The sequence below is a fragment of the Pantoea sp. S61 genome (genome assembly GCF_016625145.1).
GTDB lineage: Bacteria > Pseudomonadota > Gammaproteobacteria > Enterobacterales > Enterobacteriaceae > Pantoea > Pantoea rwandensis_B.
The window spans coordinates 1-13715 of record NZ_JACVUO010000031.1 but is presented as its reverse complement, the minus strand read 5'-3'; the positions used below and the strand labels follow the sequence as shown (position 1 = coordinate 13715).

Annotated in this window: 11 protein-coding genes and 4 tRNA genes; 1 reads left to right on the top strand and 14 read right to left on the bottom strand. The window is 49.7% G+C overall.

Going from position 1 to position 13715, the window contains the following annotated elements:
* Nucleotides 1-32 precede the first annotated feature (32 nt).
* From rpoB to IAE30_RS28410, 12 genes are all read right to left on the bottom strand, one after another.
* The gene (rpoB, locus tag IAE30_RS28465; RefSeq protein ID WP_200681489.1) at nt 33-4061 is read right to left on the bottom strand and encodes a DNA-directed RNA polymerase subunit beta; all 4029 of its coding nucleotides are present in this window, start codon (nt 4059-4061) and stop codon (nt 33-35) included.
* Nucleotides 4062-4389: 328 nt separating this feature from the next.
* On the bottom strand, nt 4390-4752 hold the full coding sequence (gene rplL / locus IAE30_RS28460; protein WP_034828906.1) for a 50S ribosomal protein L7/L12: 363 nt from the start codon (nt 4750-4752) through the stop codon (nt 4390-4392).
* A 66-nt stretch (nt 4753-4818) separates the two neighbouring features.
* Nucleotides 4819-5316: a 50S ribosomal protein L10 gene (gene rplJ / locus IAE30_RS28455; RefSeq protein WP_034828904.1), complete on the bottom strand. Its 498-nt coding sequence runs from the start codon at nt 5314-5316 to the stop codon at nt 4819-4821.
* A gap of 351 nt (nt 5317-5667) precedes the next feature.
* Nucleotides 5668-6372, bottom strand: coding sequence for a 50S ribosomal protein L1 (gene rplA, locus IAE30_RS28450; RefSeq protein WP_034828901.1), 705 nt, complete (start codon nt 6370-6372; stop codon nt 5668-5670).
* Between the two features lie 3 nt (nt 6373-6375).
* Complete coding sequence (gene rplK / locus IAE30_RS28445; protein WP_034828899.1) at nt 6376-6804, bottom strand: 50S ribosomal protein L11; 429 nt, start codon at nt 6802-6804, stop codon at nt 6376-6378.
* A gap of 147 nt (nt 6805-6951) precedes the next feature.
* Nucleotides 6952-7497, bottom strand: a complete 546-nt coding sequence (nusG, locus tag IAE30_RS28440) for a transcription termination/antitermination protein NusG (RefSeq protein ID WP_010616908.1) — start codon at nt 7495-7497, stop codon at nt 6952-6954.
* 1 nt (nt 7498) lies between these two features.
* Nucleotides 7499-7882, bottom strand: coding sequence for a preprotein translocase subunit SecE (gene secE, locus IAE30_RS28435; RefSeq protein ID WP_039381824.1), 384 nt, complete (start codon nt 7880-7882; stop codon nt 7499-7501).
* Between the two features lie 227 nt (nt 7883-8109).
* Nucleotides 8110-9294: an elongation factor Tu gene (tuf, locus tag IAE30_RS28430; protein ID WP_038643759.1), complete on the bottom strand. Its 1185-nt coding sequence runs from the start codon at nt 9292-9294 to the stop codon at nt 8110-8112.
* Between the two features lie 107 nt (nt 9295-9401).
* Nucleotides 9402-9477, bottom strand: a tRNA-Thr gene (locus IAE30_RS28425).
* A gap of 5 nt (nt 9478-9482) precedes the next feature.
* Nucleotides 9483-9557, bottom strand: a tRNA-Gly gene (locus tag IAE30_RS28420).
* A 190-nt stretch (nt 9558-9747) separates the two neighbouring features.
* Nucleotides 9748-9832: transfer RNA gene (locus IAE30_RS28415), tRNA-Tyr, on the bottom strand.
* An 8-nt stretch (nt 9833-9840) separates the two neighbouring features.
* Nucleotides 9841-9916: transfer RNA gene (locus IAE30_RS28410), tRNA-Thr, on the bottom strand.
* A 643-nt stretch (nt 9917-10559) separates the two neighbouring features.
* Here IAE30_RS28410 and coaA point away from each other — a divergent pair.
* Nucleotides 10560-11510 (top strand): type I pantothenate kinase, encoded by a 951-nt coding sequence (gene coaA / locus IAE30_RS28405; protein WP_038643760.1) that lies wholly within the window; start codon nt 10560-10562, stop codon nt 11508-11510.
* 59 nt (nt 11511-11569) lie between these two features.
* Here the strand turns inward: coaA and birA are convergent, their stop codons facing one another.
* Nucleotides 11570-12532, bottom strand: a complete 963-nt coding sequence (gene birA, locus IAE30_RS28400) for a bifunctional biotin--[acetyl-CoA-carboxylase] ligase/biotin operon repressor BirA (RefSeq protein WP_038643761.1) — start codon at nt 12530-12532, stop codon at nt 11570-11572.
* Complete coding sequence (murB, locus tag IAE30_RS28395) at nt 12529-13566, bottom strand: UDP-N-acetylmuramate dehydrogenase (RefSeq protein ID WP_038643762.1); 1038 nt, start codon at nt 13564-13566, stop codon at nt 12529-12531. The genes birA and murB overlap by 4 nt, the downstream gene beginning before the upstream one ends.
* Between the last annotated feature and the right edge of the window lie 149 nt (nt 13567-13715).

Below are 13715 nucleotides of genomic sequence, written 5' to 3'. Positions count from 1 at the left end.
GTGCACGTCCCGTAACCAGTACTTGCGAGTACTTACTCGTCTTCCAGCTCGATGTTGATACCCAGCGAGCGAATCTCTTTCAACAGTACGTTGAAGGATTCCGGCATGCCTGGTTCCATCTGATGGTTGCCATCGACGATGTTTTTATACATCTTCGTACGGCCATTCACGTCATCAGACTTAACAGTCAGCATTTCCTGCAGGGTATACGCAGCACCGTATGCTTCCAGTGCCCACACTTCCATCTCACCGAAGCGCTGACCACCGAACTGCGCCTTACCACCCAGCGGCTGCTGAGTAACGAGGCTGTAAGAGCCGGTAGAACGTGCGTGCATCTTGTCGTCAACCAGGTGGTTCAGTTTCAGCATGTACATGTAACCTACGGTTACCTGACGCTCAAACTGCTCACCGGTACGGCCGTCGAACAGGGTGATCTGGCCAGAAGAAGGCAGGCCGCCGAGCTGCAGCAGCTCTTTGATCTCGCTCTCTTTCGCACCATCAAACACTGGCGTTGCGATTGGCATACCTTTTTTCAGGTTCTCAGCCAGACGCAGAACTTCATCGTCAGTGAAGGTGTTCAGATCAACTTTCTGACGCACATCCGTGCCCAGATCGTAAGCACGCTGGATGAACTCACGCAGTTTGGCAACTTCTTCCTGCTTCTTGAGCATCGCGTTGATCTTCTCACCGATGCCTTTCGCTGCCATCCCCAGGTGGGTTTCCAGAATCTGACCGATGTTCATACGTGACGGTACGCCCAGCGGGTTCAGTACGATGTCGACCGGCGTACCGTTCTCATCGTAAGGCATATCTTCGATCGGGTTGATCTTAGAGATAACACCCTTGTTACCGTGACGACCTGCCATCTTGTCACCAGGCTGGATCTGACGTTTAACCGCCAGGTACACTTTCACGATTTTCAGCACGCCTGGTGCCAGGTCATCGCCCTGAGTGATTTTGCGGCGCTTAGCTTCGAGTTTCTTCTCAAACTCGTGCTTCAGCTCGTCATACTGCTCAGCCAGCTGCTCGAGAGAGTTTTGCTTCGCTTCGTCAGTCAGGCCCAGTTCCAACCAGCGCTCACGTGGCAGTTTATCCAGCTTCTCAGCTTCAACACCACCCGAAATCAGTACAGCCTGAATACGGCTGAACAAGCCCGCTTCGAGGATCTGCAGTTCTTCAGACAGGTCTTTCTTAGCCTGCTTCAGCTGCATCTCTTCGATTTCCAGCGCGCGCTTGTCTTTTTCTACGCCATCACGGGTGAAGACCTGTACGTCGATAACCGTACCGGAAACACCGTTAGGAACACGCAGAGAAGAGTCTTTAACGTCAGACGCTTTCTCACCGAAGATCGCACGCAGCAGTTTCTCTTCTGGCGTCAGCTGGGTTTCGCCTTTCGGCGTCACTTTACCAACCAGAATGTCACCACCGGTCACTTCCGCACCGATATACACGATACCGGATTCATCCAGTTTGGAGAGCGCAGCTTCACCCACGTTCGGGATGTCAGCGGTGATCTCTTCTGGCCCCAGCTTGGTGTCACGAGACACACACGCCAGTTCCTGGATGTGGATAGTGGTGAAACGATCTTCCTGGACAACACGCTCAGAAACGAGGATGGAGTCTTCGAAGTTGTAACCGTTCCATGGCATGAACGCCACGCGCATGTTCTGACCCAGCGCCAGTTCACCGAGATCGGTAGACGGGCCATCTGCCAGCACGTCGCCACGCTCGATTGGCTCACCCAGGGACACACATGGCATCTGGTTGATGCAGGTGTTCTGGTTAGAACGGGTGTACTTGGTCAGGTTGTAGATGTCGATACCCGCTTCGCCCGGATACATCTCATCTTCGTTAACTTTGATAACGATACGAGAAGCATCAACGTACTGAACGGAACCGCCACGTTTCGCTACGGCAGTTACACCGGAGTCAACCGCTACTGCGCGTTCCATACCGGTACCAACCAGCGGCTTATCAGCGCGCAGGGTTGGTACTGCCTGACGTTGCATGTTCGCACCCATCAAGGCGCGGTTAGCATCATCGTGCTCCAGGAATGGAATCAGTGACGCACCGACTGAAACGACCTGTTGGGTCGAAACGTCCATGTAGTCAACTTGATCACGGCTGAACAGGCTTGATTCACCTTTGCTACGGCAAGTGACGAGATCGTCAACAAAGCTACCGTCTTCAGCAAGGTTGGTGTTCGCCTGAGCGATAACGTAGTTACCCTCTTCGATTGCAGAGAGGTAATGAATTTCATCACTCACTTTGCCATCTACCACGCGACGGTACGGAGTCTCAAGGAAGCCGTATTCGTTAGTCTGCGCGTAAACAGAAAGGGAGTTGATCAGACCGATGTTCGGACCTTCAGGCGTTTCGATTGGGCACACACGACCGTAGTGGGTTGGGTGTACGTCACGCACTTCGAAGCCTGCACGCTCACGCGTCAGACCACCTGGGCCCAGAGCAGAGATACGACGCTTATGCGTGATCTCAGACAACGGGTTGTTCTGATCCATAAACTGGGACAGCTGGCTTGAACCGAAGAACTCTTTCACCGCCGCCGAGATTGGCTTGGCGTTGATCATGTCCTGAGGCATCAGGGTATCGAGGTCGCCCAGAGACAGACGCTCTTTAACAGCACGCTCAACACGCACCAGACCCACACGGAACTGGTTCTCAGCCATCTCACCGACTGAACGGATACGACGGTTGCCGAGGTGGTCGATATCATCGACTTCGCCAATACCGTTACGGATGCCGATCAGTTTCTTCATCACTTCAATGATGTCGTCTTTGCTCAGGATACCTGAACCTTCGATTTCATCACGCAGCAGTGAACGGTTGAACTTCATACGGCCAACTGCAGACAGATCGTAACGATCTTCTGAGAAGAACAGGTTCTCGAACAGGTTCTCTGCAGCTTCGCGCGTTGGCGGCTCACCAGGACGCATCATACGGTAGATCTCAACCAGCGCGCTCAGGCGATCGTTGGTTGGGTCAACACGCAGGGTCTCTGAAATGTATGGGCCGTGATCCAAGTCGTTGGTGAACAGCGTTTCAATGCGCTTGTGGCCTGACTGGCTCAGTTTAGCCAGCAGATCCAGTGACAGTTCCATGTTCGCAGGAACAATCAGCTCGCCGGTGTTCAGGTCAACGTAATCTTTAGCGACGACTTTGCCAGCAATGTATTCAACTGGGACTTCAATGTGTTGAATACCGTCTTTTTCCAGCTGACGAATATGACGCGCAGTGATGCGACGACCTTTCTCAACGTAGACCGTGCCGTTGGCTTCGATATCGAAGCTGGCGGTTTCACCACGCAGGCGCTCAGGCACCAGTTCCATCTGCAGTTTGTTATCGCGGATTTCATACACGACTTTGTCAAAGAACAGATCAAGGATTTGTTCAGTGGTGTAGTGCAGTGCGCGCAGAATGATACTGGCCGGCAGCTTACGGCGACGGTCAATACGGACAAACAGGTTGTCTTTCGGGTCAAACTCGAAGTCGAGCCATGAACCGCGGTAAGGGATGATACGTGCGTTATAAAGCACTTTACCGGAAGAGTGCGTTTTACCCTTATCGCTGTCAAAGAACACGCCAGGACTACGATGCAGCTGAGAAACGATAACACGCTCAGTACCATTGATAACAAAGGTACCGTTGTCGGTCATGAGTGGAATTTCACCCATGTACACTTCTTGTTCTTTGATGTCTTTTACGGTGCCTTCCGGCGCTTCACGCTCGTAGATCACCAGACGCAGTTTCACGCGCAGCGGTGCCGAATAGGTCACGCCACGGATCTGACATTCAGTTACGTCAAAGACCGGCTCACCCAAACGGTAGCTGACATACTGCAACTCAGAGTTGCCGCTGTAGCTTGAGATTGGGAATACGGAGCGGAAGGCTGCTTCCAGACCGTATTGGCCTTCTGGATCTTGCTCGATAAACTTCTGGAACGAGTCAAGCTGGATAGAAAGGAGATAAGGTATGTCCAGTACTTGTGGACGTTTACCAAAATCCTTACGAATACGTTTTTTCTCGGTATAGGAGTAAACCATAGGGTTCCTCAGCTAGCTGACATGTCGAACCACGCTGTCCGTCCTGAAGGGACAGTTCATGCAACACTATTTTGTTTTTCATGCGATGCGTAACACCCCATGCAATACATCTTTCTATCACTCTTAAATCATTTCATCGCCGTTGTGCAGGCAGGGAACCCTCACAGGAAAGCGATATATTAAGTCGTCGATAGAAAAAGATATTGAAGAGAAACAATGGACAAACAGTGTGAAACGCCATCATTCCCCTGAAGCGCAAAAAAGCTGGTGACCCAAAAGTCACCAGCCATCAGCCTGATGTTACTCAGGCTGCAACCCGAAGGTTGTCTTACTTAACTTCAACTTCAGCGCCAGCTTCTTTCAGCAGTGCTTCCAGAGCAGCTGCGTCATCTTTGCTGATGCCTTCTTTGATAACACCGGTAGCTTCAACCAGGTCTTTAGCTTCTTTCAGGCCCAGACCAGTTGCAGTACGAACTGCTTTGATTACGGCAACTTTGTTAGCGCCAGCAGCTTTCAGAATTACGTCGAATTCAGTTTTCTCTTCAGCAGCTTCAGCTGGGCCAGCAGCAACAGCTACAGCAGCAGCAGCAGAAACGCCGAATTTTTCTTCCATAGCAGAAACCAGCTCAACTACTTCCATTACGGACATAGCTGCTACTGCTTCCAGAATTTGATCTTTGGTGATAGACATATCGATTGTTCCTAAAAAACAGAAAAAGTTTATACGTTAGCAAGTACGAAGGAAAAGAAGATGGGCTTAAGCCGCTTCTTTTGCATCGCGTACAGCAGCCAGAGTGCGAACCAGTTTGCCAGCAGCGGCTTCTTTCATGGTCGACATCAGACGTGCCAGTGCTTCTTCGTAAGTCGGCAGAGTTGCCAGACGGTCAATATTGGCCGCCGTGATCAGCTCACCTTCAAAGGCTGCAGCTTTGACCTCAAATTTTGCATTCGCTTTCGCGAACTCTTTGAACAGACGAGCAGCAGCGCCCGGGTGTTCCAAAGAGTATGCAATCAGGGTCGGACCAACAAACGTGTCTTTCAGGATCTCAAACTGAGTTCCTTCAACGACGCGGCGCAGCAAGGTGTTGCGAACAACACGCATGTAAACGCCAGCTTCACGACCTGCTTTACGCAGTTCGGTCATTTTATCAACGGTAACGCCACGGGAATCCGCAACAACCGCTGAAAGCGCGCCTTTGGCTACTTCGCTAACTTCAGCAACAATCGCTTGTTTGCCTTGAAGATTTAATGCCATTAGCTTTTGCTCCTGGATTTGACCGGGAAAGATTTCCCGGAACTCACTTCACTCAGCTACCCGAAGGCACTGAGCGCTATTACACGGTGAGCAGAATCCAGCGAAGAAAAAATTCTTTTTGGTTCTGTCACCGTCTACGCAGGGTATTAAGCAAGTTATCCGAAGATAATCCCGCTCCTGCGGTCTTGGACGGAGGCCAGGATAAGGCCTGGCTCCAACCTAAGCCACTGAACATAAGAGCTTTTAGGCTTATACATTCAGCAACTTTGAATCTGGGTTCTGAATTGAATGCTCAATCAGAACAACGGGCGTAAGATTCTAGATGAATTTTTCGCCCGTTTCAAGCAGCAATTAGTTTGCTGCTGCGCTCAGACCAGCCTGGTCAACGGCAACGCCGGCGCCCATGGTGGTAGAGATGCTAACTTTCTTGATGTACACGCCTTTAGCCTGTGAAGGTTTCGCTTTTTTCAGCGCAACCAGCAGAGATTCCAGGTTTTCTTTCAGTTTGTCAGCGTCGAAGTCCACTTTACCAATGGTAGTGTGGATGATGCCGTTTTTGTCGTTACGATAACGAACCTGACCAGCTTTAGCGTTTTTCACTGCTTCAGCAACGTTAGGAGTTACAGTACCCACTTTCGGGTTTGGCATCAGGCCGCGTGGACCCAGAACCTGGCCCAACTGGCCAACAACGCGCATTGCATCTGGAGATGCAATTACAACGTCAAAGTTCATTTCGCCTTTTTTGATCTGGTCAGCCAGATCTTCCATACCTACCAGCTCAGCGCCAGCTGCTTTAGCAGCTTCTGCGTTTGCGCCTTGGGTAAATACAGCAACACGTACTGAACGACCAGTACCGTGTGGCAGAACAGTCGCGCCGCGAACGTTCTGATCTGATTTACGTGCATCGATGCCGAGGTTAACAGCAACGTCAACGCTCTCAACGAACTTAGCAGTTGCCAGTTCTTTAAGCAGAGCAATAGCTTCAGCGATGTCGTACTGCTTGGTCGCATCAACTTTGTCACGGATTACGCTCATGCGCTTGGTCAGCTTAGCCATTTCTTAATCCTCTACTACCAGGCCCATGGAACGTGCAGTACCTTCGATAGAGCGAGTCATCGCTTCTACGTCAGCACCAGTCATGTCCGCAGCTTTAGTTTCTGCGATTTCACGTACCTGAGCACGAGAAACTTTACCGACTTTGTCTTTGTTCGGCTTACCAGAACCAGACTTGATGCCCGCTGCTTTTTTCAGCAGTACGGCAGCCGGAGGGGTCTTGGTAACGAAGGTGAAAGAACGGTCGCTGTATACAGTGATAACAACTGGAGTAGGCAGGCCTTTCTCCAGAGATTCTGTTTTGGCGTTGAACGCTTTACAGAATTCCATGATGTTAACACCCTGCTGACCCAGTGCTGGACCAACAGGTGGACTTGGGTTCGCCATACCAGCTGCAACTTGCAGCTTGACGTAGGCTTGTACTTTCTTAGCCATGATAATTCCTCAAATGGGTTATAGCGCCTGAAAACAGGCTCCCCGTGATTACGATTTACACGCTATTGCTAGCGCATAAAAACAAAAGGCGCGAAATTATAGGTAAATTTCGCGCCTTCCGCAAGAGCTAAAAAGTGAACAAAAGGGTTAACCTTTCTCCACCTGAGCAAAGTCGAGTTCGACTGGTGTTGCACGGCCAAAGATGGACACAGAGACCTTCAGGCGGCTCTTTTCGTAATCCACTTCTTCGACCACACCGTTGAAGTCGGCAAATGGACCGTCGTTGACGCGCACCATCTCGCCTGGCTCGAACAGCGTTTTTGGACGCGGCTTATCACCCACCTGCTGCAGGCGGTTCATAATCGCATCGACTTCTTTATCACTAATCGGCGCAGGACGGTCAGAAGTACCGCCAATGAAGCCCATGACACGTGGTACGCTACGCACTAAGTGCCAGCTGGCGTCATTCATCACCATCTGCACCAGCACATAGCCAGGGAAGAACTTACGTTCGCTTTTACGGCGCTGGCCACCACGGATTTCAACGACTTCTTCAGTCGGCACCATGACTTCGCCAAACAGTTCTTCCATGTTGTGCAGTTTGATATGCTCTTGCAGCGACTTCGCTACGCGGGCTTCAAAACCGGAAAACGCCTGAACGACGTACCAGCGTTTTTTTGGAGCTTCAGACATCTCAGAACCTCAGGCCAGTGATAAACGATACCAGACGGACCAGAATTCCATCCAGCCCCCACAAAATCAGTGACATCACGGCAGTGACCGCGGCAACGATTAACGTGGTGTGCAATGTTTCCTGGCGAGTCGGCCAAATGACCTTACGCATTTCAGTTCTTGCTTCACGAGCAAAAGCCACGGTCGCTTTGCCTTTAATAGTCAGCAACGCAATGCCGCCCGCCGCAGCGATCAGTACTACGACAGCCAGCGCGCGCAGAGGCAGCGTAATGTCGCGATAGAGATAGTTGCCAACGATGGCGACTAACAGCAACGCGATGACAGCAACCCACTTTATCGCTTCCAGGCCGCGCCCGCTCCCTTGAGCTTCGGTATTCGCACTCATAAACCAACCTGCCACAATAATTCAGAAACAATTCTGCCCCGCAGAGCGAGGCATCCAAACCGAATGAGCTTTTGGGCGTAACTCGGTATCCGACGCCGTAAACCAGAGCCTGTCTCAGCAATGATTATGATCGAAAATCACTGATGAGCCAGGTTCTATGTAACAGCGTGCAAAAAGGGCATCAAATGATGCCCTTTCCGTATGCATTGCGTCAAATGTTATCGCAATTAAGCGATAATTTCAGCAACAACACCCGCACCAACAGTACGGCCGCCTTCACGGATTGCGAAACGCAGACCCTGATCCATAGCGATTGGCTTGATCAAGGTAACGGTCATTTTTACGTTATCGCCTGGCATTACCATCTCAACGCCTTCTGGCAGTTGAACGTCACCGGTCACGTCAGTAGTACGGAAGTAGAACTGAGGACGGTAGCCTTTGAAGAACGGAGTATGACGGCCGCCTTCATCTTTAGACAGTACGTAAACTTCTGAAGTGAACTGGGTATGTGGCTTGATGGTGCCCGGCTTAGCCAGAACCTGACCACGCTCGATATCTTCACGCTTGATACCACGCAGCAGAACACCACAGTTTTCACCCGCCTGACCCTGGTCCAGCAGTTTGCGGAACATTTCAACGCCGGTACAGGTAGACTTAACGGTGTCTTTCAGACCAACAACTTCAACTTCGTCGCCCACTTTCACGATACCGCGCTCAACACGACCGGTAACAACAGTACCACGGCCAGAGATTGAGAATACGTCTTCGATTGGCAGCAGGAACGGCATGTCAATTGCACGTACTGGCTCTGGGATATAGGTATCCAGGTGGCCAGCCAGTTCAATGATCTTCTCTTCCCACTCAGCAACACCGTTCAGTGCCTGCAGAGCAGAACCGCGAATGATTGGAGTATCGTCGCCCGGGAAGTCATACTGTGTCAGCAGGTCACGTACTTCCATCTCAACCAGTTCCAGCAGCTCTTCATCATCAACCATGTCGCACTTGTTCAGGAACACGATGATGTAAGGAACGCCAACCTGACGACCCAGCAGGATGTGCTCACGGGTCTGTGGCATTGGGCCATCAGTCGCAGCAACAACCAGGATCGCGCCGTCCATCTGCGCAGCACCGGTGATCATGTTTTTCACATAGTCGGCGTGGCCTGGGCAGTCAACGTGTGCGTAGTGGCGAGTCGGGGTTTCATATTCAACGTGAGAAGTGTTGATGGTGATACCACGTGCTTTCTCTTCTGGCGCCTTATCGATCTCATCGAATTTGCTTGCTTTACCGCCGTAGGTTTTAGCCAGAACGGTGGTGATCGCTGCAGTCAGAGTGGTTTTACCATGGTCAACGTGACCGATGGTGCCGACGTTTACGTGCAGTTTGTTACGCTGAAATTGCTCTTTAGCCATCGCTAGTCCCTCTAAAACACGGATATATCGAAGATATCATCATATCAACCAGGCAGTGCCTGACTGTTTGGTTTACAGAGAGAGAATCAGGAGAGAGATAAAGGAAGTGGTGCTGATACCCAGAGTCGAACTGGGGACCTCACCCTTACCAAGGGTGCGCTCTACCAACTGAGCCATATCAGCACATCTGGAGCGGGCAGCGGGAATCGAACCCGCATCATCAGCTTGGAAGGCTGAGGTAATAGCCATTATACGATGCCCGCATCCTGGAACTCGGCTACCTGTTCTTTCTGTAGCTTATGAATAATAAAAGAAGACCTTCTATTATTCGAGCCTGCCAGAGTTTCTGACCGACTTTGATTGCGAAACTCCGCAATCTGAATTCGAAGGTGAGAGAGATGAACTCACCCGCCAGATAATGATTTTATCTGACGCTCAACCAAGTGGTTGAGATGGTGGTGGGAGAAGGATTCGAACCTTCGAAGTCTGTGACGGCAGATTTACAGTCTGCTCCCTTTGGCCGCTCGGGAATCCCACCTACTTGATTGGTGCCGGCTACCGGAATCGAACTGGTGACCTACTGATTACAAGTCAGTTGCTCTACCAACTGAGCTAAGCCGGCATCAAGTGGAGCGCATTCTAGGAAGACCGCGCCCAGGATGCAACAAAAAAATTATCAAAATTGTTCTATCGCCTACTATTTGTGCAAAACATCGCAAACCGCTCATCATTTGCAGTATTTTCGTCCAAATGCCGTGTGTTTTTACGCCACTGCGTTAAGTGATTTACAGATGCTTATCGTGGTTTGGTCGTCGCACTCCAGAAGCACAACGCCATTTTTCATTTAAAAGTGCGCAACTTTTTTATTGGATCGGGTTTGATTGAACATTTTTTCAACTAACACATTGCAAGATGGGATTGTTCGTTAACGGATGCAACTGTCGGCGTGTAAAGAGGGAAGCATTATCGATTGTCTGAAGACGGCTCAACGTTGTTAGTGAGGGATAATCTGAAAAGATTTTACGCGGCGCTACAGCAAAATCGATGGTAACAAGCGACTAAGCAATAATAAAAATGCGGGCACGCTTACGAAAGCGTGCTCAGGTTTATCAATTTGCTTCTTTTTAAAGTGACACTGGTGTTACCCTCCAGCCCATTGTTCTCGTTACTTACCCCCTATGACGTGCAACTGAGCTCGACGCATCATTGTATGCCAGACGCTACAAGGTGTTGATGAGCCGGGATTTGCGGTCAGATGCATACTTATGAGTAAAAAAACGACACCACTCACTACACCCTATTTGCAGTTTGACCGTCAGCAATGGGCCGCCCTGCGCGACTCAGTGCCAATGACGCTCGCTGAAGGCGAAATTGAACGACTACGCGGTATCAATGAAGATCTCTCTTTAGAAGAGGTTGCTGAAATCTATTTGCCGCTCTCACGTCTGCTTAACTTCTATATCAGTTCTAATCTGCGCCGTCAGGCCGTGCTGGAGCAGTTCCTTGGCACTAACGGGCAAAAGATTCCCTATATCATCAGTATTGCCGGCAGTGTTGCTGTAGGTAAAAGTACCACCGCGCGTGTGTTGCAGGCACTGCTCAGTCGCTGGCCAGAACATCGTAAAGTCGAGTTGATTACAACTGACGGCTTTTTACACCCCAATGCAGTGTTGAAAGAACGGGGGCTAATGAAGAAGAAAGGCTTCCCGCAATCTTACGATATGCATCGTCTGGTGAATTTTGTATCCGATTTGAAATCAGGCGCGAGTCAGGTCACTGCGCCAGTTTATTCACACCTTATTTATGATGTGATCCCTGATGGCGATAAGGTGGTACAACAGCCTGATATTTTGATTTTGGAAGGCTTAAATGTGCTTCAAAGCGGGATGGATTATCCCCACGATCCGCATCATGTATTTGTTTCTGATTTTGTCGACTTCTCAATTTATGTCGATGCACCTGAAACATTATTAGAACGCTGGTATGTTAATCGTTTTTTAAAATTCCGCGAAGGTGCCTTCAGCGATCCAGATTCTTATTTCCACCATTATTCTCAGTTACCCAAAGATGAGGCGGAAAATATTGCTCGTGGTTTATGGAAAGAGATTAACTGGCTGAATCTCAATGAAAACATTCTTCCAACTCGAGAGCGCGCCAGTCTGATCATGACCAAATCTGCAGATCATGCCGTGCAAAGTGTTCGCTTGAGAAAATAACTTTTGATATTTAAACGCCCTTCTTTCCGAGGGCGTTTAATTTTTCAGGTCAATGCAAATTAATGACCTGGACGCAGCGAAATCTCACCACCAACCCAGGATTTCACTTCGCCTTCTTGCTCCAGTAATAAACCACCCTGCTTATCAATACCACGTGCAATACCATGAACTTCTCTATCGCCAATCAGCAACTTAACCGGGCGATTGATAAAGTTGTCCAGAGCATCCCAGCGCTCTACAAACGGTGCCAATCCATCTCGCTCGAAAATCGGCAGTGCTTCACGCAGACTATTAATGATTTTTGCAGCCAGCTCATTACGATTAATTTCTACACCGGCTTCCTGCAAATTAATCCATCCCTGATTAATTTCAGAGGCTCCTTCTGAGCGCATCACCAGATTGACGCCTGCACCCATGACAATTTGTGCCGCATCGCCTGTTTTGCCGGTTAATTCAACCAGAATCCCGGCCAATTTACGATCGTTCAGGTAAAGATCATTGGGCCATTTGACACGAACATCAGGTACACCCAATGACTGAATCACCTCGGCCGTCACGATACCAATCACCAGGCTGAGTCCCATTGCTGCAGCGGGACCTTGCTCAAGTCGCCAGTACATCGACAGATAGAGATTAGAGCCAAAAGGAGAGAACCACTTTCTGCCACGGCGGCCACGACCGGCTTGCTGATACTCTGCAATACAGGCATGACCCGAAGGCAACTGATCCATGCGATCCAGTAAATACTGATTGGTAGAATCAATCACAGGGATGACATCTAAATCCTGCTGATGCAGATGCGAAAGAATATCGGCTTCATTCAGTAGCTGAATAGGTGCAGGCAGGCTGTAACCTTTACCTGTGACGGTGTAGACATCCAGACCCCAGCTCTTCAGAGTTTGGATATGCTTATTGATGGCTGCACGGCTCATACCCAATGCTTCACCCAACTGCTCACCTGAATGGAATTCTCCATCAGCCAGAAGCGCAACTAATTTCAGCGGAACACTATTATCTTTCATGAAATGACCTCAACGGCGTTACGTTCACCTTGAGCACCAATGAAGCGTACCTCTGGCTCGAGCCAAACATTGAATTTCTCACCCACGTGGTTTCGTACCTCGTGCGCTAAAGCAACGATATCCTTTGGCGTCGCATGGTTTTCATTGATCAACACCAGCGCTTGTTGACGGTGTACCGCAGCGCCACCTACCTGATATCCTTTTAGATGACATTGATCGATCAACCAACCTGCCGCTAATTTGACGTCACCATTTGCCTGCGGATAATGTGGCATCCCCGGCCATGCTTCTAATAACTCATTAGCCAACTCGAGTGTGATAAGAGGGTTTTTGAAAAAACTGCCTACATTTCCCGTTACGCGCGGGTCGGGTAATTTGCTCTGGCGCATTTGGCAGACGGCATTGAATACATCCCATGCGCATACCGTGGCCGGGTTCAGTTTCGCTAAATCGCCGTAATTCAGTACCGGCTTCCATTGCTTTGCCAAACGGAGTCCGACAGCAACAATAACGTGATTATCCTTCATCTCGTGCTTAAAGATACTGTCACGATAACCAAACTGACACGCTTCTCGATCCAGGCGACTGATTTTTTGTGTGGGTAGATGCAACACATCGACGTAGTGGCAAATATCCTTAAATTCAACACCATAAGCGCCAATATTCTGGATAGGCGCTGAACCAGCCTTGCCGGGAATTAATGCAAGATTTTCCAGGCCGGTAATACCTTTCTTTAAAGTATGCTCAACCAGCTCGTGCCAGTTCTCACCTGCACCGATATGCAAATGCCATGATTCAGCCTCTTCCTCAAGTGAAATACCTTTGATGGCGTTAATAATCACGCCACCATCAAAGTCTCCCAGGAATAGCACATTGCTGCCCTCACCTAGTACGATGAAAGGTTGATTCGCCTGTTGAGTTGCTTGCCATGCGCTCATGATGGCTTCGGGTGTGTCTGCGATATACAGCGCTTGTGCACTGACTTCGAGACCCAGTGTGTTGAAAACTTTTAGAGAAGTGTGGGGGCTGGACATTTCACGGCCTTTACTGATTTATCTGGCCGTAGTTTACCCGATCAGTTAGTCACGGGTGGGATGTTTTCGTGGCTTTTAGCCCTGATTTCGCCAATCTTCAGACGTAAAAAAACCCTGAACTTGCGTTCAGGGTTTCTTCACTTGTTTGA

Bases quoted from the DNA above. Each gene is read 5' to 3' on its own strand.
- rpoB (WP_200681489.1), bottom strand. From the start codon at position 4,061: ATGGTTTACTCCTATACCGAGAAAAAACGTATTCGTAAGGATTTTGGT.
- rplL (WP_034828906.1), bottom strand. From the start codon at position 4,752: ATGTCTATCACCAAAGATCAAATTCTGGAAGCAGTAGCAGCTATGTCC.
- rplJ (WP_034828904.1), bottom strand. From the start codon at position 5,316: ATGGCATTAAATCTTCAAGGCAAACAAGCGATTGTTGCTGAAGTTAGC.
- rplA (WP_034828901.1), bottom strand. From the start codon at position 6,372: ATGGCTAAGCTGACCAAGCGCATGAGCGTAATCCGTGACAAAGTTGAT.
- rplK (WP_034828899.1), bottom strand. From the start codon at position 6,804: ATGGCTAAGAAAGTACAAGCCTACGTCAAGCTGCAAGTTGCAGCTGGT.
- nusG (WP_010616908.1), bottom strand. From the start codon at position 7,497: ATGTCTGAAGCTCCAAAAAAACGCTGGTACGTCGTTCAGGCGTTTTCC.
- secE (WP_039381824.1), bottom strand. From the start codon at position 7,882: ATGAGTGCGAATACCGAAGCTCAAGGGAGCGGGCGCGGCCTGGAAGCG.
- tuf (WP_038643759.1), bottom strand. From the start codon at position 9,294: ATGGCTAAAGAGCAATTTCAGCGTAACAAACTGCACGTAAACGTCGGC.
- coaA (WP_038643760.1), top strand. From the start codon at position 10,560: ATGAGTAAAAAAACGACACCACTCACTACACCCTATTTGCAGTTTGAC.
- birA (WP_038643761.1), bottom strand. From the start codon at position 12,532: ATGAAAGATAATAGTGTTCCGCTGAAATTAGTTGCGCTTCTGGCTGAT.
- murB (WP_038643762.1), bottom strand. From the start codon at position 13,566: ATGTCCAGCCCCCACACTTCTCTAAAAGTTTTCAACACACTGGGTCTC.